Raw genomic sequence first — 19,781 nt, 5'->3', positions numbered from 1 at the left:
CTTTCGTTCCTTTCGCCGTGGACTAATAATGGACTTTGCGGTTCTGTGTCATCCAGGTAATCGAGGTGACCAGCATGATGATGAGGAACAGCACCCAGGACATCGCCGAGGCATAGCCCATTTTGAAGCGCTCGAAGCCTTCCTCATAAATCTGGTACACGATAACCGTGCTCGAATAGTTGGGACCGCCGTTCGTCAGGAACTTGATCATGTCGAATATTTTAAAGGAGGAAATCGTGCTGGTAATCGCCAGGAAAAATGTGGTCGGACCCAGCAGCGGCAGCGTAATCCGCCGGAACTGTCCGATCCCGCTGGCCCCGTCAATGGTAGCCGCCTCATACAGCTCCTCTGGAATATTCGTCATCCCTGCCAGGAAAATAATAATCTGATACCCCAGCAGCTGCCAGACATAGATGATCATAATGGCAATCAGCGAGAAGCTGGTATCGACCAGCCAGCGCGGCGGCTCAGATAACCCGACCTGCATCAGAATCTGGTTGATCGGTCCTTTGGACGGGTGATAGAGCGCCTGCCAGACGGCGGCAATTGCTACCGTGGAGCAGATATAGGGTACGAAAAAGGCTACTTTGAAGAACGTCTTGGCATACAGCTTCTTATGGATCAGCGCCGAGAGCACCACTCCGAGCAGCATGGTAACAGGCACTGTGCCCACTGTAAACAGCACATTGTTCTTCAGAGCCAGCAGAAAGCGGTTATCCTTAAACAGCTCGACGAAGTTATCCAGGCCGACAAAGTTGATCGCCGACAAGCCTCCGACCAGATTCCATTCTGTCAGGCTGAGGAACAGGCTGAACAAGAGCGGGAATACCGCGATTACGAGCATTCCGATGACTTCTGGAGCAATGAACAGCCATCCGGCGAGCTGCTCCCGTCTTTTGCGCGTCCAGTAGGTTCCAGCAGATGGCTTAGCGGTCTTGCGGGTAACGGCAGATTGACTCATTCCATTCTCTCCCCTGCAGTTTCAGCTTGGTTGTCCGGCAGATAGCCGCCCTCTTCCCGCAGCCTAGTGCGAAGATGAGCGACATTAACGGCATGTACGTCGCCGCCGTTCTTAGCGGCAGCCAGAGCCGCAGCCATCCCGGCGGCTTCGCCCATCGCCAGGCAGACCGGCATGACCCGGACACTGCCCAGCACTCTGCGGTCGCAGGAGATGGAACGCCCGGCGACCAGAACGTTGCGCAGTCCGCGCGGCGTAAGGCAGCGGTACGGAATGCCGTGCGATTCGCCCGGCCCGTAGAGCGTGATGGCCAGGCTTGATCCATCCCCGCTCTGCTGCTCCTTCTGCGTGCCGTGTACATCAATGAAGTAGCTGTTACGGCAAATCTCATCGCCGAAGCTTCTCCGTGAGATGTAGTCCTCCGCCGTCAGGACGTAATCACCGGTAATCCGCCGGGATTCCCGCGTTCCGATCAGCGTGCCTGTACTCATGACCACCGCGTTGCCGAAGGCCGCAGGGTGGACAGCAGCAAGCATGTCCCGGTAGGCGGCTGCCATCTTGCGTCCCTCTACCAGCGCCCCGGATACGGAGAAGGGATTGGTGTTATCGACTCCCCATAGATGCCCGGCGTTGAAGCCTACGGCACGCGGAGCCACCATATTGTTGCACAGATGGGTGTCCGGAATGTCCGGGTATTCTCCGGACCGGACCACCTCGTGGATCGGGCTGTGCGGGTTCTCTGCGTGCAGCTTCGGCCCGTTCACATAAGCATAATCATCCACGTTGCCAAGGATGAAGCAATGGGTGGCAGGCTGAAGCTCGCCGGTCTCCTCGTCCCCCATCTGGTACTCGGCCCCTGCCCAGGCAGCGACATCGCCATCTCCTGTGCAATCGACATAGACAGCTGCGCGGAAGGCTTGCAGGCCGCCTTTGTTCAAGAGGAGGAGGGTGGTGATGTTGCCCTGGTCGTCTCTGTCCACATCCGCAAGCGCGGTCAGGAACAGGATATGCGCACCCGACTCCGTTACGAGATCGTCATAGACCCGCTTCAGCTTCTCCGGTTCGATCGGCACCCAGTCCATGGCATCCGCCTGTACATGCGGCATTTGTTCCTTTAAGGTATTGAACACCTTGGCCGCAAGACCACGGTAGACCATCTTCTCTTTATCCGAGAACGGGCACCAGGCCGGTACCAGGCCGGAGGTTCCCATTCCGCCCAGGCTCCCGGTCGCCTCGACCAGCAGCGTCCGCGCCCCTTCTCTTGCCGCAGCGGCTGCGGCTGTGCAGCCTGCCGGTCCGCCTCCGACTACGATGACGTCGTAGGAGGAATTCAGCGGGATTTGTTTACTTGTCAGCGTATACATATCTTTCCCCATCTCGCCCTCGCTTTCCCGGCAGACGCTCCTTTTGTCCCGGAAGCCGTCCGCCGCTCTTCTATACGCTAATTTTAGCAATAGACCTTGGCGAGTACGGTATAGCTTTCATACGCCTTGATGTGTATTATTTTGACCCCGAACACGCGGAAGCACTCTATGCTTGTCACAATACAGATACCGGGAGACGTTATATAGGCATCAGTAGATATTGCACACAGAGGAGCGAATGAACATTGAACATCAACAAATCCAGGACGCTTGTAAAAATAATGGCTATAACCGCATTGTCAGCCACGCTGGGATTTACAATGATAAGCGGAGAATCAGCCCGGCCTGTTCATGCTGCGGCAGCCAGTAATGCTGCAAATGTTAGCAGTGTTTTCAAAATTAGCGACAGTCCGACGTTGAAGGGTGTATTGCAGACAGGATTATCCAGCACACTTAATCAGGCAGTTACCCATGATGGCGTAACGCTGACCTTAACTGACCTTATCTATGACGGCAATGAACTGGTGATGGGCATCCGGCAGGAAGGCAGTACTGTGAAGACAGATAAAACTTTCCTGGATCTCGACAAGCTGAACATTTCCGCAAACGGGAAAAAAATGTATTACAATACGTCCGTTAGCAGTATGCCAAGTGACCCGAACGCCGTCTTGATCGGACTGACAAAAGGAGCCATTAAGCAGCAGATTCCGGATTCATTCGAGCTGACGGTGAAGGCTTATGTCAACGAAGTCAAAGAGCCGTTCATCTTCACCGCCCCTGTTACCAAGATTGCCGGTCTCCTAAGCCTCACACCGGGCACTACCAAGAAGAGCGGTACATTCAGCTACACCGTCACCTCCTTCAAGATGACACCCTTAACGATGCAGCTTCAGCTAAGCTATAAAGGGAATTTCCCGGCCCCCGTCCAAAAACCGGGTAGGCTGTTATATGACCTTGCAGATGAAAAAGGAAACGTGTTCTTAGGAGTTAACAATGGCGGATTTCCTGCAAAGCCGGGGAAGGAGGAACTGGGCTACAGTTCTTTCGTAACGCTTCCCCAATCCATAACGGTGAAACCCTATGTCTATAAATTGAATGCGAAAGGCCAGTTATTCAGTGACAACACGGGCAGGCTGGCGAAGCATTATTTCAAGGATTTGGAGATGAGGATCTATCAGCGTTGAGGTAAGCGAATGGTACGCGAAAGAAACCTTCCTTCAAAAGCCGGAGGCACCCTCCGCCGCTTATGAAGAAAGATTTCTTGGTGTGCATTATTATACTGGCATATTGGAGAGTATTGCCCCCAGGATGAGTCCTGTCTCCAGCGCCATATCCTCAAAATCAGCCGCAGGCAGCGGATTCTTGCCTGCACCCAGCTCGACCGTGAAGCCTGGCTTACGGAAGCGCTGGATGAACCAGTCCTTGTAGCCGGCGTCGCTGCCGGTCAGCTCCACCGCCCGGTAGCCGCTGGCCGCCGCAAGCTTAGCTGCCAACTGCTTACTCTCCGGCGGCTCGTAGCCCCGGTAGTTCCAGTAGATCTCTGCCCCCTGGCTATGCAGGGACACAGCGGCGTCGCCCGGAATCCGCTCGGCCAGCACCGCCAGTGCCGCAGCCTCCGGCTCACTGAGCGGCGCACTGCCGCTGTAATCACGCGGGGCCGGGCCGGGAACCTGCCGCCGGTCGCGCTCCTCTTCCCAGTGCGCGGGGAACTGGTCCCCGAGATCCACGCCGCGGATGTTGGCCTTCCAGTGCCGGAAGCTGCGCCTGCCGCAGTTCCACTTCATAAGCTCCTCATAGAAGGGATGGTCCTTCATCGCCCCTTCCTGCACCAGCTCGACACCGTCGGGGTTCGCCATCGGTACGGCCCAGAGCGTCCAGTCCCGGTGCCAGTCCGCAGGCCGGTGGCCATGCCAGTCCGTGCCTGAAGCGAACGCGGCTGCATATTGCTCGAGGAACCGCATCAGGCACGGCGCGGTCAGCCATTCGTTGGCATGCAGCGCGGCATTCACATGGAGCTGGCGCGGGCCGCTGCCGATCCGCAGCAGGCGGAGCGGCTTGCCCAGCACGCTGTGGCCTATAATTTCGCTGCTTACACAAGAATAACGCTCCGCAAGTCCGGCGGCATCCGCTTCCAGCTCTGCCGGTCCGTATTCCCCGCGAAGATAAACCTCTGCCTTGCGGGCTGCGGCCGGAAGCACCAGCACCTTGCCCGGCAGGCAGGTTCTCCCCGAGCTTACACCGGGATTCAGCATCTCCAGCTCCTCTACGCCCACACCGAACAAGGCAGCAATGCTGTATACATCGTCCCCCGTCTGCACGGCATAACGCTTGCGCGGTGCAGACGGCAGTTGCAGCACCTGCCCCGGATATAGATAAGGCTGGCTTCCAGCCCATGGATTCCCCTGTATGACATGCTCCGGTGTCAATCCGTGTCTTGCGGCTATACGGCTTACGGTATCTCCCCTGCGGGCAATATATTGCTGCATATGTCTCATCCTCCCGGCCCTCTGGTGCCGCCGTCCCTGTGCATCTTACGCGAAGATATGCGGGACACAGCCCTCAAACCTAGTATATGAGCAGCAGCAGCGGGTCATGAGGAATTGCGTCAAGCGGAAACGACTTTGCCGTTCTTAAAAATGACTGCGTAGCCGTTACTATTTAAGTTCGGAGCACGGCGGATATTTTTAGTTGGAATTTGTACATCTAATTTAACGGAGAAGATACAATTATAAGAAATAGTTGGAAAAACAACACTTGCTCCGTCCAATTTCAACGAAATCCATAGGATTTGGAGGATTAAGTGGACTTTTTACAGTTGCTTACCCACAACACTCCATTTCAGCAAAAGGAAGTGCCTTTTTTCCAACTACACCCGCTCTACCTTTCAAAAGCTTAAAATGGCAAGAGAGCAGCGCTCCTCCTGTTACTGGAAGATCGCTGCTCTGTGCTGTCGGTCATATGCGGCTTGCTGTAAAGCGGTAGCCTCCGCCTTGGTCGCGGGATTGTCACCGCTGAGGGTTTGTCCCTATTCAATTCACCGCTCTAAATCTTACGTGCTACATAGAGGATACTTGCCATACGACAGGTGTCCGGCTGATCTGTTCGCCCAGCCAGTCCCGGGCAATCCGCTGGAAGATCTCTGCATCTCCGCTGCAGAAGAACTGGTGAATCGGACTCTCATCCCCGCGCGCCAGCTGGCCTTTATCATAGAGAATGGTACTGATCTCCCGGGCAGTCTCATCCGCCGAGCTGATCAGCTTGACACCCGGCCCCATCACCATGCTGATTGGCTCCATCAGGAACGGATAATGTGTGCAGCCCAGAATCAGCGTGTCGATCGGCTCGTATTTGATGCCGTTCAGCGACTCTGCCACGGCGAGGTGACTCTCCTCCGAGCGGAACAAGCCCTGCTCCACATAGGGAACCAGTGCCGGACAGGCCTGGCTGACCACCTGTACAAAAGGGGACAGCTGCTTCAGCGCCGCCGTATAGGCACCGCTTGTAATCGTACCGACGGTACCGATCACACCGACCTGACCGCTCTTGGACGCGCTGATAGCAGCGCGGGCACCGGGGTGAATCACACCGATCACAGGAATGGCTACCTTGCTGGAGATATAATCAAGAGCTGCCGCAGTTGCCGTGTTGCAAGCAATGACAATCATTTTAGGATTGAATTGAATTAAATAGTCCACGATTTGTTCGGTGAACAGTTTCACTTCCTCAGTTGAACGGGGTCCGTACGGGGCTCTCGCCGTATCGCCGAAATAGATGATTTTCTCCCTCGGGAGCTGTCGCATCACTTCCTTGACAACGGTCAATCCTCCCACTCCTGAGTCTAATATAGCTATGGCTTGCTGCACGAACACACCGCATCCTTTAACTCGTTTTGTGTAGCTTATGTAAGGCTGGAATAATGTGTACCAGAAATTCAGCCCCAATTGCAGATGATACCCCATTTACCGGCTTAGTTCAAGTACAGGATAATTCAGGCGCAGAACGGGGGAGGACAAGGGGGCGGGATCTAAGGGTGCAGGAATAAAATCACCCTGCGGGTGGATGCTGGTGGATAATGTAAGAACCTCTGCGGTCCAGACCACTCGTATGGCTACGACCTTACCCATCTTCCCATTTCCGGGGCATCCGGCCCACGCGTACTCGCACCCGCACTCGCTCATTGTATTCGGTTTTCCGCATACATTCGGCCCCGCACCCTCGCACCCGGTCATTGTATTCGGTTTTCCGCATACATGCCATCCTCTTAAAAAGCGGCATTCGTTTCAGCGGAAAAAAGAACAGCAAGAGCCGCCTTCCGCCTGGCCAGCGGAAAACGGCCCCCTCTTTCTTATAACAAACTTATACGAAGCTTAGGACAGCTTCTCTGCGTTCTTGCCATCCTCGATTGCTTCAGCTACAGCGGTATCTGTACCGGTCACTGCTTCGATATCAGCTTCTACCACTGCCGCTTCCTCAGCCGCTTCATAAGCCGCTACCTCATCCCGTACGGCTTCCACCGCATCGGTGACTTCCACAGTCTGTTCAGCAATGCTGCTTACGGCGGCGACATCTGCTTCTTCCACCGAATCCTTGACCGACTTGCTCCATTCTTTGACTTCGCTGACTACCGTAACTACAGCTTCTTTGGCCTTCCCGTACAGCTCGGTAGTCTTCTCACTGGCCTGACCGGCGATTTCCTGGACCTTATCCACTGCTTCAGTCGTTCCTTCGGCAATATCCTTACGCAGCTCTTTACCGGGCTTGGGAGCGAACAGCAGCGCCGTCACCGTTCCCACGATACTGCCGGCAAGTACACCCCAGAACAAGTTTTTGGTATCCTTTTTCATCATCCATCTCTCCTTTGGTTGTAAAGTGCCTCTGCCCGGCCACCCGGGCGATCGCCTATTTCTGCTATATCATAAGCACGCCGGGGATGTCCTGTGACTGATCAGCGCTTGATTTCGGAAGTTTTCTGCCTGGGGTTCGGAGTGATGGCATACCGGCAGCATTGGCCGCCTTCCGCCATACACTCGCTGCGGGTCACCTTCGCCTCCAGCAGCTCCTCGAACAAATGCTGCTCACACTCACAAGCCTTGCGGTATTCCGCGGCCACCTGGCGGATCGGACAGTTATATTCCCGCAGCGTATATGAACCGTCTTCTTCCTTGCTCCACTCCGCCATGTAGCCCCCGGCATTCTGAATCGAGGACAGCTCAGCGACCCGCTGCTCCAGATCACGGCTCTGCATCACCGGGGTGTGCTGGGCAAGCATACGCCGCCTGCGGCCTTCAAACAACCCGTTAACAGCCTCCACCCCGCTTCCGTGGTCCAGCTCCCGCAGCAGCTCCAGAGCCAGATTGTGATAGCTTTTGGGAAAATGCTCTTCCGCCCGCTCCGTAAGCGAATATACATGCATAGGACGTCCCATAGCCTGGCGCACAACCTTGGTCTTGGCAAGCGACTCCTGCTCCAGCTGAAGCACATGGCGGCGAACACCCATCTCGGTAATGCCCAGCTCTTCCGCCAGAGCGCCAATGGTCAGCGGCCCCCTCTTCTTCAGCAGGGTCATAATCAGCCGCCTGGTCGAACCGCTCTCCTGACCTTTCTTCGCCATTTAAGGACCTCCTCTCTGTCTGACTTCTGACTGCACACGGCCCCGGTCCGGCTAACCCGTAACTTCGCTTCCCAGCTCCTGGTCGAGATACCTGCGCACCTCAGAGGCGAACTGCTCCAGAATATCCGGCAGCACCAGCGTCAGCGGATGCAGGGCCTGGCGTTCCCATACGTAATAATCCTGAACCAGCGGCTTGCGCAAGGCGACCAGGGATGTCAGATCGCCATAGATCCCGCTGTCTCCCAGCACCTTCTCCTCATGAATGATGGAGATAATATCTTCATAGCTTCCCGCATCCCGCATAATAAATCCGTCGATCAGACAACTGCCCACATCCGTAACAACTTCAACGGCCAAGTGAAGACAGCGTTCCTGCACAAGACCCAGCATCGTACTGCCGTCCCAGGAAGACGCAGCATGGCGCAGACCTTCATTAAGATCAGGGATCTGTTCAAGGATAACTTCAATTTGCTTCCGGTTGACATAATACACGGCTGACCCTCCACCTTTAGAATAGCTATTTCCCCCGCTTGCCCCGGCGCTTCAGCCAGAACAGCATAACCACACATGCCGCCAAAAAAACAATCAGATACGTTAACGCTTCCATTGGATACTCAAGCTCGCGCATTCCCGTCACCGCTTTCCGTCCTTAATGGGTCCTTTAGCTTGCAGAACAGCCGGATTCTCAGATCTCGTAATCTACGGCTACCGACAGCTCTTTGACTTCATTGATATGTGCAATAACTTCCTTGTGGGCCGGATGAACCTGATACGCCTGCAAATCCTCCATAGAAGCTACCACGGTGACCAGGGCTATATCGAACGAACGCTCGGAATGAATCAGATCGGCACCGACCTCAATGGAGAGCAGCTGCGGAATTCTTCCTTCCATATTGCGGAGGACGGCAACGGTCTCTGCCACCTGCTCCGGTGACCGGTCCTTTAATTTGAAGAATACAATATGCTTGATCATCTATCCCGCTCCCAGCTCATGATTATTGTAATTTAGATTATTAAAAATATATCATAAACAGCAGCATTACAGAAGGAAACTTAGCTGTCCCGCCAAAACAGGAGCATTGCACTCTGGACGAATGCCTTGCTGTAATGGTAAAGTCATAACAGCTAAACTCGAAGAATCACCACTTCATTACATCAGTAAATCGGAGGAATTATGCCTAAGAATCAGCAAGAAACACATAAAATTCAGGCCTGGTCTCTGATCAACCGCAAATATCTTGGACAAGGCGTACGGGTCAAACGATTTCGCCGCCCCAAACGCAGCCAGATCCGCAACCGCGTTCTGCTGGCCATTCTGATGGCCAAGGACATGAAGCTCTCACGGCTCGCAGAAGAGCTCTCCGTTTCCTCACGCAGCGTAAGTGCCTGGGTATATGAAGGCCGCATTCCCTCCAGAACCAATCTGGATAAGGTCTGCCGCCATTTAGGCTATCCGCCCCATATCTTGTTCAACGAAGCTCTTCTGCGGCAGAGTCCGATTGTGTGCCAGCCCACCCCATCCCGTTTCATGAAAAGAACACTTGCCCATTCACCGCAGCATAACGCGATTCTGACCGGACTCTGCATGGTCTATGATTTCTCTGTAACCGATGTCAGCATCTGGATCGGCGTCCATCCCGGAACCTTCCGCAAGTGGCTGCACCATTGTCATCTGCCCACCCTGGCCCTGCAAGAGAAAGCCGAGAACTTCTTCCGGATTCCGCGGCATATTCTGTTTGCCGATTGTGAGCTGCATTAGATTACCATTCGCACATATATAATGCGCGGAGCAAGGTCCTTCTCGCAGCCGGGGAAGGGCCATTTGGCGTTGCGGCCTCGCAGCCGTTACGGTTTGCGCGCAAGAATGTATCTCAGTATGTATTCATGAGTCCCGCCCTCCGGGCTGTGCAGGACCTCGGTAAATGCCCCTGTCTCCAGAATCTCCGTTCCGGCAAACTGTGCCCTCAAATCGGCATCACTGAAAAAGTGGGCATATTTATCCTCTTTATATTCATAAGTACCAGGCTCCAGCTCCATTCCGTATCCATTATGAGGGTCCTCATCAGAGAAGCTGGTGAAATAGAGCAATCCTCCGTTCCTGACCTGCCCGAGGCTAGCCTCGATCAGCCTGCGGCGGTCATCCGCAAGAAATAAATGCAGCACATCATAGCAGTATACGGCATCTACAGGCTGCTGAAGCTGCTGCTCCAGCGCCGATCCCGCGATGAAAGTGGTCTCCGGGTCCCATTCTGCGGCCAGCTCCAGCGCCGGTTCGCTTAATTCAACTCCATATACTGTGAATTCGGAGGCAAAGCCTTTGGTATTCCGCCCGTAACCGGCACCTGGAACCAGAATGGAAGATACTCCTGCCTCAAGAAACCTCTTCTTCGCCCATTCTGCCGACGGGCTCGGCTGATTCCCCCAGATCATCCCCTCCCGGGCGAACCTCTGACTCCAATACGTTGTCATGGAATTCCTTCTTTCTGTGATAGAAGTGGGCTGCCGGCTCTTAGTGGAACTATAGGCCAGTCCAATCCGGCAGCCCTGCCATCCTGCTCAGCGCCGCTTATTCCGCATGGCGTTCAGCAGCTTCACCCCGGCCCCAGCACCGGAAGTGTAATGATCATACTCCGGGGATTCCTTGGCATAGAGAGCAATCCGGCCCTCGGCATCATAATGGACACCCCAGCCGTATCTCTTGGGCAGCATAGAGGCGCGCAGACAAGGATGACTCTTCGCAAACAGCTCTGCCCATATCTCTTCCCGGCGGGATTCCCGCTCCTCTTCGGGTATGGCCTTGTGCCGCACATGCACCTGGTACAGCAGTTCTTCATGGTTATACCGGTAAGGAGAGCCAGCCAGCAGATTGTACTGAATGACATGGGCAGGCGGGAGCGGGCGTTCAGATACCGGGATTATCCCCGTCTCTGCTGGGCAATCTTCAGCAACCCGGATAAAGGTATCGGTATAGCTCATTAACAAGCCTCCTTTCAGCGGCGGAAAAACCTTTTCTTCTATCATAGTTCACTCTGCTGCATCAGGCAAAGCCTGTACGCGGAACAAAATCACCCTGCGGCTGGATAATATAGGAACCTCTGCGTTCCAGAGAACTCGTATGGTTACCTCCACTGTACCCATTTGCCCATTTCCGGGGCATCCGGCCTACGCGGCGCTACCAGTCCAATTGTGTTCGGTTTTTCGATTACATTTGGCCTACGCGGTGCACCCGGTCCCATTGTATTCGGTTTTCCGATTACATTTGGCTTACGTGGCGCACCCAGTCCAATTGTATTCGGTTTTTCGCATACACTCTGGGCTCCTCATTTACTCATGCGCCTCAGAATCATTCAATGAGCAATTCTCCCCACGCTACGCCTCCTTATCTGCATCTGACGGATATTATAATTTCCTATACAAGAACAAAACGGCTGCCCCCTGTAGCTCAGAGGAACAGCCGCCCTGTCAGACAGCAATCTATAATGTTAACGGTCTACCAGCTGGACTTGGTGATACCAGGAATTTGCCCCTTATGGGCAAGCTCGCGGAAAACGATCCGGGATACCTTGTATTTACTTAAATACCCGCGCGGTCTGCCGGATACGGTGCATCTGTTTTTTTGACGGGTGGCTGAGGAATCACGGGGCAGCTTCTGCAGCGCGGTATAATCGCCTGCCGCCTTCAGCTCTCTGCGTTTGTCTGCGTACTTCGCCACCAGCTCCTGCCGCTTCCATTCCTTGACTACCTTTGATTTCTTAGCCATTCTGTTAATCAACATCTCCTCTTAATTTATTTATTCATTCAGAGCTGCGCTTAGAGCTTCAAGATTCTGGCGCATGATACTCAGATAATCCTGCTGATTCCGGGATTCTTCGTCCGACAAGCCTTCAAGCGGATTCAGTACAGCGGTCTTGGCGCCTATTTCCTGGGCAATAGCGTCAGCCACACTGGACGATACCAGCGTCTCGAAAAAGATCGTGGTCACATCATTGGCTTTGGCAAAGTCTACGATCTCAGCCATTTGCGCAGCAGTTGGCTCCTGCTCCGGGGACAACCCGGCGATCGGCACCTGAGTTAGACCATATTGCTGGGCCAGATATCCAAAGGCGGCGTGCTGGGTAATAAAATCCTTACGCTTCGTGTTCTGGAGAATGTCTCTGAACTCCTGGTCGAGCTGCTGGAGCTTGGCGATATAAGCTTCACTATTAGCCTTGAAGGCTGCGGCATTACCGGGAGAGGCTGCGGAGAGCGCCGCTTCAATGGTACGGACCTCCCGGATGGCCATAACCGGGTCCAGCCAGACATGCGGGTCAAGACCGCCGTGATCATGTCCGTGATCATGCTCATGATCATGACCGGCTTCACCAGCGGCAGCTCCTTCATGAGAATGCTCATGATCATGACCAGCCTCACCGGCAGCAGCTTCTTCATGAGAATGCTCATGATCACGGTCGGCTTCCCCGGCACCAGCTTCTCCATGAGAATGCTCATGATCATGACCGGCCTCACCAGCAGCAGCTTCTTCATGAGAATGCTCATGACCGGCTTCCCCGGCTGCGCTCTCTTCATGGGCATGGCCGTGATCATGCTCGGCTTCGCTTCCCTCCATAATTTCCAGCCCTTTACTGGCCTCTACAGCAATCAGGCTGCTACCTGAAGCACCGTCTATAACCTGCTGTGCCCAGCCTTCCATCCCCGCTCCGTTATAGACAAGCACATCTGCGTCCGAGATGCCGGCCATATCCTTCGCAGTCGGCTCCCAGTCATGCGGCTCGATGCCGGCCGGGATCAGAAGCTCCACATCCGCAAGCCCGCCGGTAATGTTCTTCGTGAATTCGTACATCGGGTAGAAGCTGGCCTTAATATTTAATCTGTCCGCCGCCGGTGCAGAGGCAGCTTCAGTGGCCGATGGCTTAGCAGAGCTGCCGGTCGAAGCGGCGTTGCCCGCAGTGTTACTGCCGCAGCCGGCGATCATCAGCATGGCAGTCAGGGACAGGGCAGCAACCGGGCGGATTTTGAATTTGAACTTCAACATGAGTTAAGAGACCCCTTTTCTTAATTGGTTGTGGAAGGATGAGCACTGCGGCGGTTTCTAAGCTTAATCAGCCGCTGTACCCCGATGGTGACCAGCAGAATGACCAGCAGAATTAAGGCAATCGTGCCTCCGGGAGGTGTGTTGATATAATAGGAAGCCGTCAGGCCGCTAAAAACACCGGTCAGACCGGCGCCCACCGCAATGAATATCGCGGCGGTAAACCCTGAAGCGATCCTCAGCGCAATGGAGGCCGGAAGCACAATCAGAGCGGATACCAGCAGCACACCCACCACTGGCATTGCTGCGGCAACGGTCATGCCGGTCAGTACGGCAAATGAGAAGGACAGCAGCCCGGTACGAACACCGCTGATGCTGGCGGTCTCTTCGTCAAACGTCAGGCTGTACAGCGGGCGGCGCAGAACGATGAAGTAGAGGAGACCGGCGGCGGCCACTATGGCAATCAGCTTCAGCTGAGTATTACTGACGGCTACGATGGAGCCAAACAGATAGGAGCTGAAGCTCTTGGACAGATTCTGCTTCAGGCTCATCAGCACGACGGCCAGCGCCAGGCCTGAGGTCATAATAATAGCAACCGGAAGCTCACTGTATGTACGGTAAGAGCGGCGGAGCTGTTCGATGACCAAGCCTCCGGCAACAGCCACGCTGAAGCCGCTGAGAGCAGGATTCCACTGCAGCACGGAACCAAGCGCAACTCCGGCAAGTGATACATGGGACAGCGTATCCGCCATCAGTACCTGCCTGCGCAGCATCAGGTACACGCCAAGCAGCGGCCCAATCAGGCCGATCAGGCCTCCTGCCCAAAATGCGCGCTGCATGAATTCGTAACCAAGCATGTCCAGCCCTCCTGTTCTTGGCGTTCCAGAGTGATCACGGTATCCAGATAGGCGCCGGATTCCTCCAGGCCGTGTGTAACCATAATGACAGTCCAGCCATGCTGGCTGACGTAGTGGCGCATCAGCTTGTAGAACCCGCTGCGGCTGGCCGCATCCAGCCCCGTAACCGGCTCATCGAGAACCAGCACCTGCGGCTGCTGGGCCAGTGCCCGGGCGATACAGATCCGCTGCTTCTGCCCGCCGGACAGCTCACCGATTCTGCGGTTACGGTAGTCCCACATCTCCACCTGCCGCAAGCTGCTCTCGACGAGTGCTTCCTGCTCCTTAGTGAAGCGGCTGAATAATCCCAGCCTGGAGTAACAGCCGGAGCGGACCAACTCGATGACCTTGCTGGGAAATCCGGCATTGAAGGAGGCTACCTGCTGCGGCACGTAGCCGATAACCAGCCTGCCCTCTCCGCTGATCTCCCGGTTCAGGGAGACCGTCCCGCTCCATGGCTTCAGCAGGCCGAGCATCAGCTTAAGCAGCGTCGTCTTCGCCGCTCCGTTCGGGCCGGTAATTCCAATGAACTGCCCGGCCTCAATATCCAGCGACAAGCGGTCAATGACCGGCTCATTTCCGTAGCCGAACACCACATCCCGCATGGATGACAACATCATATGCCCTAGTCCTCCCTTCTTCGGTGGGACATGAAGTTTATTCGTAATAATTACGTTTTAACTCCATTGAGTTTATCGTAATTATTACGATCTGTAAACCCATGCCCGGAAATTAACCGGATTTGAGCTGATTCACATACCTATCCAGGCAGCAAACCAGGCAGCAAAAAGCCGGAACCGCCAAGCTTGATTCCGGCTTCCCTCCTATTCAGATCCTTATCTTCATGTCCGCAGCACTCTCTATTCCTGCCCCGCAGCAAGCAGCTCTTCTGCCGCCCAGGGCAGCGGATTGTTGAACAAGGTCCAGTCCTGCTTCATCTCCTCTGCACTCAGGAGGCAGCGGTCCAGGCGGGCTTCAATATCCTCACGGTTCATGCTGACACCGATGAATACAATCTCATTCAGCCGGTCGCCCCACTGCCCGTCCCACTTCGCCTGGACATCCGGCTCGGCGGCCAGCACCTCCTGCTGCTGGTCCTCCGGCATCGTCGCCAGCCAATAACCGGCGGGACCGAACTGGATGGACGGCCCTGCCTGGCTGATCGTCGCGGCCAGATCACCGTACGCAGCCAGCCAGACGAGACCCTTGGCCCGGACCACCTCAGAAGGCCAGTTGCTGAAGAAGAAGCTCAGCCGCTGCGGGTGGAACGGTGCTCTGCGCCGGTAGACGAAGGAGGTAATGCCGTATTCTTCGGTCTCTGGCGTATGCTCCTCCTTGCCCAGCTCAGCGATCCAGCCGGACGACTGGCTGGTCTGCTCGAAGTCAAACAACCCTGTATTCAGAATCTCGGAGGGGTCCACCTGCGCGTTCACCGTGCGGAGAATCTTCGCACGCGGCTGAAGTCTGCGCAGTACAGCCTCCAGCTTGTTCAGCTCATTCTCCTCCACCAGATCGCATTTGTTCAGCAGCAGGACATCACAGGTCTCAATCTGGTCAACCAGCAGATCGACGATATCCCGGAAGTCGCCTTCACCCGCCGTCATATTGCGGTCCAGCAGACTGTCGCCCGAAGCGAAATCATGCCAGAAGCGGTTGGCATCGACAACCGTAACCATCGTGTCCAGTCTGGCAAGCCCGGTCAGGTCGATATCCAGCTCAGGGTTCGCATAGGTGAAGGTCTGGGCTACAGGAACCGGCTCGCTGATGCCGGAAGACTCGATCAGAATATAATCGAAGCGCCCTTCCAAGGCGAGCTGGTTCACCTCGCGCAGCAGATCATCACGGAGTGTGCAGCAGATGCAGCCGTTGGACATCTCCACCAGCTTCTCCTCCGTCCGGGAGAGCGTGCTGCCGGATTTCACCAGATTCGCATCCACATTCACTTCACTCATATCATTGACGATGACGGCTACCTTGAGGCCGGCACGGTTATGGAGAATATGATTGAGCAGTGTGGTTTTGCCGGAGCCCAGGTACCCGCTCAGCACAGTTACAGGAATTTTGTTCATGGATGTACTCCTTATATCAATATAGTGGCGCTTAGCGGGTCTCGCGGTGCAGCGTGATGCGCTTCAGGCGCGGACAATATTTTCTCATCTCCAGACGCTCTGGTGTGGTTCTCTTATTCTTCGTAGTGGTGTAGTTGCGGTCGCCCGTCTCGGTGCAAGCCAAAGTAACTATTACTCTCACTAAAATCCATCTCCTTCCGATTAATCGTAATTATTACGATTTACACATTCTACATGCTTAAGCCCTCCAGTGTCAACAGGGTGACCTAAACATTTCAACTCTCTTAGATTAGTGTTCTTTACTGTGCAGGAATTACGTATAGATGGAATTACAAGCGGAAACGGCTTGGCCGTTCCTGTGAAGGATGGTACCGTTTCAGCGGGAATAAGCAGGATGATGATGAAGTGAAGCAACTTGGCCGCCTTCTTATGGGGACGGTACTATTGGAGCGGGAGAGTGAGCCATGAAGATACCTGTGATCATACTAAGCGGATTTCTGGGGAGCGGAAAAACGACCCTGCTGCTGAGTCTGCTGAAGGAGAGCAAGCTGAGGGGGCTGAACCCGGGGGTCGTCATGAATGAGCTGGGGAAAAAGGATGTAGACGGCTATATTCTGCAGGAGAGCACCGGCACCCGTGTAGAAAAGCTGCTGGACGGCTGCATCTGCTGTAGCCGTAAGGAGGAGCTGCCGCGCACCCTGACCGCCCTCCTGGCACGCCGGCCGGACATTATCTACATCGAGCTTACAGGTGTCGCCGACCCCGACGAAATTGCCAAATCGCTGCTGGCGCCGCCTCTGGCAGACAGGCTGAGCCTGCATCATACGGTCACAGTGCTGGATGCCGAGAACGCGCTGGAGTACAGCAGCCGCTTCTCGTCCGATAAGCAGCTCGTCCGTACGCTGCGCAAGCAGATCGCCACTGCCGACCTCATCATCGTCAACAAAAGCGATTTGGTAGAACCGGAGACGCTATGGAAGATCGAGAAAATGGTATCCAAGCAGAACTCGGAATCCGAGATTGTATTCACCCATTACAGCCAGATCAATCTGGCTCCGCTGCTGGCAGGCATAGTTGTTCGCGGGCTGAATAGTCCTGCTCTCCGGCGCGGCTCCGGCAACGTCAATGTCAGCGGCACTGCGCTTCAGCGGATGAACACCAGCGGCGGCAGCGCGACGGCAGTACATGAGCCGGCAGCCGGGACAGACGGCTCTTATTCCCAGGTTGCAGCAGTGACGTTAACCGTCCCCGCAGCTTGGAGCGGGGGGCTTAGGCGGGAGCAGCTGGAGGAATTTTTCCGGCAATGGGGGTACAGTCTGCTCCGGGCCAAGGGACATGTACGGCTTGCAGGCCAGGATTCCGTTCAACTGGTGCAGCTCGCGGGAAACCGCATTTCCTGGGAAGCTTCCAGTTATCCGGGCCAGCCTTATGTGGTGTGCATTGGCCTGAATCTGGATGAGAAGGCGATCAGCCGCAGCTGGGCCAGCTTGTTCAGCTAAACTATAAATTCAAGGTACGGAAGGGGCCGATGAAGCCTTGACAACCTTTACTCCGTTCACCCTATGGCCGCTGCTCTTCTCCGATACCTTCAAAACCTCATTCCTGGGCATTCTGCTGGAGGCCTTGCCGTTTGTACTTCTGGGGGCGCTGCTCTCCTCTCTCCTCCGCGTCTTCGTACCAGATGAGATGATCTCGCGCTGGATTCCGCGCCGCCCGCTTCCGGCAATCCTCTTCGGCTGTCTGCTCGGGATACTGTTCCCCGTCTGTGAATGCGGGATGATTCCGCTGGTGCGCCGCCTGATACACAAAGGAATGCCGCTGTACGTCGCAATCGTCTTCATCCTGTCCGGCCCGATTATCAACCCGGTCGTCTACGGGGCGACCCTTATGGCCTTCCGCTCCCATCCGGAGCTGGCCTACACCCGAATGGGACTGGCTTTTGTGGTGGCGGCGCTAATCGGCCTTATCCTCTATGCCACCGTCCGCAAGTCCCCCCTGCGCTTGTCCATCCGCCGTGAGGGAAGCGAGGTTCATCAGGCGGATACACGCGGCGGCCGGGTTGCGGCTGTCCTCGTGCATACTTCGGACGAGTTCTTTGAGATGGGTAAATTCCTGATCATTGGCTGCCTGCTGACTGCGGGAATCCAGACCTTCATGAATCAGGGCAGCCTGTCCGCCATTGGTGAGCGGCCGCTCGGCTCCTATCTGTTCATGATGGGTCTGTCCTTTGTACTCTCGCTCTGTTCCACCTCAGACGCCTTCGTCGCTTCCACCTTCCTGCATGTATTCCCGGCCGGTTCACTGCTCGCCTTCATGGTGCTGGGTCCGATGCTGGACTTCAAGAATTCACTGATGCTGCTGTCGCTGTTCAAAACCAGGTTTGCCCTGTATCTGTTCTTCCTCATCATCGCGACGGTCTTCACCGGCTCCGTACTGGCTTCACTCTGGCTATAGCTGCAATGAAATCGCGCATTCCTATAGGAGGATCTGCATGAATCATTCCCGGAGCATCCGGCTTCACTATTTATTCAGGGCGGTTATTCTGCTCGCCTTCGCCCTCTATATCGGACATCTGGTCCAGCAGGACGCCCTGCATTATTATGTTGCGCCCAAGCTGGCCCGCTGGATCAGATTATGTCCGGTTCCGCTCTGCCTGATGGCGCTCAGCCTTGGACTTCAGGCAGTCCTTGGCCGAAGCGCTGCCCTGTGTGACTGTGAGCACCGTCTGCCCCGTTCGGGCCTTGGCAGTTCCGCATTATACAGCCTTTTTCTGCTGCCGCTGCTGCTGGGCTTCCTGCTGCCCGACCGCGCACTCGGCAGTGCCGCTGCAGCCAAGAAGGGGATTGTCCTGTCTTATACCGCTGCGGAGCCCGGCAACGGGGCCAAGTTCACCCCGTCCAATCCCTATGAGGCCGAATTTGCCGAGCTGGCCGGCAAGCTGTATGAACAGCCTGTCATTCCGGTACACTCTGAGATTTTCTCTGAAACGCTGGGTGCTATGAACCTGTATAAATCACAGTTCGAGGGCAAGGAGATCACCGTATCCGGCTTCCTGTACCGGGAACCGCAAGGAGCCGGCCAGCCCGGCTATGCAGTCAGCCGCTTCCTGGTCCAGTGCTGTACGGCAGATGCCACTCCCTTCGGCATCCTGCTGCAGCCGGGAACACAAATAAGCCTGCCCGCCGATACCTGGATTGAGGTTCGGGGCAAGCTTCATGTGGCGCTCTTTGAGGGAGTGGAGACCCTGCAGATTGCTCCAGAGCGTATAACTGCAATGGCAGCGCCGTCCACACCTTATGTGTACACCAATGCCGATGCTGCAGCAGCCTGGGAGGAGCTGCAGCGCGCGGACATCAAATGACCGCATCCAGCGCGTCATCGTCATCAATAGATGAATCCGGATTGAAGATCTCCACCAGGAGACGGGCCGGAATGCAGATAATCTGCTGTTTCGGTCTGGAGATGAAGCCCATATCCAGCGCAATCGTCAATGGAGCATCCGAATAGATCATCTGAATGCCATAATCATACACCTTCAGCGTATTGTGGCCATACCTTGTGCGGATATCAATCATCTGCTCCTTCTTGGTCAGCTGTACCGTCTGGTACAATTCGCCGTTCACCGTGATCCTTGCCTTTAGCTCCCCCTGGCTGTACTGCTCCTTGGAGTTCGAGACCCACTTATAGCCGTAGATTGAGCCTGCGGCCAGCAATACGGCCAGGATCATAATGAAATCGCCGCGTTTCATGATTTGCACTGCGTTAATCCTTTCGCTGAGCCTTATTAATCGTAATAATTACTAATTACAATTAATAACATCGTAATTTAGCTTAAGGAGGTTTGTCAACGCTAA

Annotated in this window: 22 protein-coding genes; 5 read left to right on the top strand and 17 right to left on the bottom strand. The window is 55.2% G+C overall.

Annotated features, from left to right (window positions below; all coding sequences use genetic code 11):
• Window positions 1-22: 22 nt before the first annotated feature.
• Window positions 23-961 (bottom strand): carbohydrate ABC transporter permease, encoded by a 939-nt coding sequence (locus tag KDC22_RS10970; RefSeq protein WP_211723037.1) that lies wholly within the window; start codon window positions 959-961, stop codon window positions 23-25.
• Entirely contained in the window at window positions 958-2,334 is a 1,377-nt protein-coding gene (locus KDC22_RS10965; protein ID WP_246553465.1) for an FAD-dependent oxidoreductase, read from the bottom strand. The genes KDC22_RS10970 and KDC22_RS10965 overlap by 4 nt, the downstream gene beginning before the upstream one ends.
• 233 nt (window positions 2,335-2,567) lie before the next feature.
• Between KDC22_RS10965 and KDC22_RS10960 the strand changes: the two genes are divergently transcribed.
• Window positions 2,568-3,506: a DUF4179 domain-containing protein gene (locus KDC22_RS10960; protein WP_211723036.1), complete on the top strand. Its 939-nt coding sequence runs from the start codon at window positions 2,568-2,570 to the stop codon at window positions 3,504-3,506.
• Window positions 3,507-3,596: 90 nt separating this feature from the next.
• Here KDC22_RS10960 and KDC22_RS10955 read toward each other — a convergent pair whose 3' ends face one another.
• The 6 genes from KDC22_RS10955 to KDC22_RS10930 all read right to left on the bottom strand — a co-directional run bounded on the left by KDC22_RS10955 (window position 3,597) and on the right by KDC22_RS10930 (window position 8,906).
• Window positions 3,597-4,808 (bottom strand): M14 family metallopeptidase, encoded by a 1,212-nt coding sequence (locus tag KDC22_RS10955; protein ID WP_211723035.1) that lies wholly within the window; start codon window positions 4,806-4,808, stop codon window positions 3,597-3,599.
• Window positions 4,809-5,378: 570 nt separating this feature from the next.
• The gene (gene racE / locus KDC22_RS10950; protein WP_281424973.1) at window positions 5,379-6,185 is read right to left on the bottom strand and encodes a glutamate racemase; all 807 of its coding nucleotides are present in this window, start codon (window positions 6,183-6,185) and stop codon (window positions 5,379-5,381) included.
• Between the two features lie 504 nt (window positions 6,186-6,689).
• Window positions 6,690-7,169, bottom strand: coding sequence for a YtxH domain-containing protein (locus KDC22_RS10945; RefSeq protein WP_211723034.1), 480 nt, complete (start codon window positions 7,167-7,169; stop codon window positions 6,690-6,692).
• Window positions 7,170-7,267: 98 nt separating this feature from the next.
• Complete coding sequence (locus tag KDC22_RS10940; protein WP_173141223.1) at window positions 7,268-7,933, bottom strand: helix-turn-helix transcriptional regulator; 666 nt, start codon at window positions 7,931-7,933, stop codon at window positions 7,268-7,270.
• 51 nt (window positions 7,934-7,984) lie between these two features.
• The gene (locus KDC22_RS10935) at window positions 7,985-8,425 is read right to left on the bottom strand and encodes a DUF86 domain-containing protein (RefSeq protein ID WP_211723033.1); all 441 of its coding nucleotides are present in this window, start codon (window positions 8,423-8,425) and stop codon (window positions 7,985-7,987) included.
• Window positions 8,426-8,618: 193 nt separating this feature from the next.
• Window positions 8,619-8,906, bottom strand: coding sequence for a Dabb family protein (locus KDC22_RS10930; RefSeq protein ID WP_173141227.1), 288 nt, complete (start codon window positions 8,904-8,906; stop codon window positions 8,619-8,621).
• 201 nt (window positions 8,907-9,107) lie between these two features.
• Here KDC22_RS10930 and KDC22_RS10925 point away from each other — a divergent pair, with 201 nt between their 5' ends.
• Window positions 9,108-9,692, top strand: coding sequence for a helix-turn-helix domain-containing protein (locus KDC22_RS10925; protein ID WP_173141229.1), 585 nt, complete (start codon window positions 9,108-9,110; stop codon window positions 9,690-9,692).
• Window positions 9,693-9,778: 86 nt separating this feature from the next.
• Here the strand turns inward: KDC22_RS10925 and KDC22_RS10920 are convergent, their stop codons facing one another.
• The 8 genes from KDC22_RS10920 to rpmG all read right to left on the bottom strand — a co-directional run bounded on the left by KDC22_RS10920 (window position 9,779) and on the right by rpmG (window position 16,108).
• On the bottom strand, window positions 9,779-10,402 hold the full coding sequence (locus KDC22_RS10920; protein WP_211723032.1) for a class I SAM-dependent methyltransferase: 624 nt from the start codon (window positions 10,400-10,402) through the stop codon (window positions 9,779-9,781).
• Between the two features lie 87 nt (window positions 10,403-10,489).
• Window positions 10,490-10,909 carry a DUF6157 family protein gene (locus KDC22_RS10915; protein ID WP_211723031.1) on the bottom strand — a complete coding sequence of 140 codons (420 nt, stop codon included), beginning with the start codon at window positions 10,907-10,909 and terminating at the stop codon, window positions 10,490-10,492.
• A gap of 514 nt (window positions 10,910-11,423) precedes the next feature.
• Window positions 11,424-11,693, bottom strand: a complete 270-nt coding sequence (gene rpsN, locus KDC22_RS10910; RefSeq protein ID WP_173141235.1) for a 30S ribosomal protein S14 — start codon at window positions 11,691-11,693, stop codon at window positions 11,424-11,426.
• Window positions 11,694-11,723: 30 nt separating this feature from the next.
• Window positions 11,724-12,965, bottom strand: coding sequence for a metal ABC transporter substrate-binding protein (locus KDC22_RS10905; RefSeq protein WP_211723030.1), 1,242 nt, complete (start codon window positions 12,963-12,965; stop codon window positions 11,724-11,726).
• 20 nt (window positions 12,966-12,985) lie between these two features.
• Window positions 12,986-13,825: a metal ABC transporter permease gene (locus KDC22_RS10900; protein ID WP_173141278.1), complete on the bottom strand. Its 840-nt coding sequence runs from the start codon at window positions 13,823-13,825 to the stop codon at window positions 12,986-12,988.
• On the bottom strand, window positions 13,771-14,478 hold the full coding sequence (locus KDC22_RS10895; RefSeq protein WP_173141239.1) for a metal ABC transporter ATP-binding protein: 708 nt from the start codon (window positions 14,476-14,478) through the stop codon (window positions 13,771-13,773). The genes KDC22_RS10900 and KDC22_RS10895 overlap by 55 nt, the downstream gene beginning before the upstream one ends.
• Before the next feature lie 240 nt (window positions 14,479-14,718).
• On the bottom strand, window positions 14,719-15,927 hold the full coding sequence (locus KDC22_RS10890; protein ID WP_173141241.1) for a GTP-binding protein: 1,209 nt from the start codon (window positions 15,925-15,927) through the stop codon (window positions 14,719-14,721).
• A gap of 31 nt (window positions 15,928-15,958) precedes the next feature.
• Window positions 15,959-16,108, bottom strand: coding sequence for a 50S ribosomal protein L33 (gene rpmG / locus KDC22_RS10885; protein ID WP_036702285.1), 150 nt, complete (start codon window positions 16,106-16,108; stop codon window positions 15,959-15,961).
• Window positions 16,109-16,391: 283 nt separating this feature from the next.
• Here rpmG and KDC22_RS10880 point away from each other — a divergent pair, with 283 nt between their 5' ends.
• The 3 genes from KDC22_RS10880 to KDC22_RS10870 are packed head-to-tail and all read left to right on the top strand — an operon-like array spanning window position 16,392 to window position 19,288.
• Window positions 16,392-17,426, top strand: coding sequence for a CobW family GTP-binding protein (locus tag KDC22_RS10880; protein ID WP_173141243.1), 1,035 nt, complete (start codon window positions 16,392-16,394; stop codon window positions 17,424-17,426).
• A 37-nt stretch (window positions 17,427-17,463) separates the two neighbouring features.
• The gene (locus tag KDC22_RS10875; RefSeq protein WP_211723029.1) at window positions 17,464-18,381 is read left to right on the top strand and encodes a permease; all 918 of its coding nucleotides are present in this window, start codon (window positions 17,464-17,466) and stop codon (window positions 18,379-18,381) included.
• 37 nt (window positions 18,382-18,418) lie between these two features.
• The gene (locus KDC22_RS10870) at window positions 18,419-19,288 is read left to right on the top strand and encodes a TIGR03943 family putative permease subunit (protein ID WP_211723028.1); all 870 of its coding nucleotides are present in this window, start codon (window positions 18,419-18,421) and stop codon (window positions 19,286-19,288) included.
• Here KDC22_RS10870 and KDC22_RS10865 read toward each other — a convergent pair.
• Entirely contained in the window at window positions 19,281-19,676 is a 396-nt protein-coding gene (locus KDC22_RS10865; protein ID WP_246553463.1) for a NusG domain II-containing protein, read from the bottom strand. The genes KDC22_RS10870 and KDC22_RS10865 overlap by 8 nt on opposite strands.
• Window positions 19,677-19,781 lie beyond the last annotated feature (105 nt).

Source organism: Paenibacillus tritici (genome assembly GCF_018207515.1).
In the GTDB taxonomy this organism is placed as follows: Bacteria; Bacillota; Bacilli; order Paenibacillales; family Paenibacillaceae; genus Paenibacillus_AQ; species Paenibacillus_AQ tritici.
Note: the sequence above shows the minus strand (reverse complement) of the source record. Positions and strands in the feature narration are given on the sequence as shown.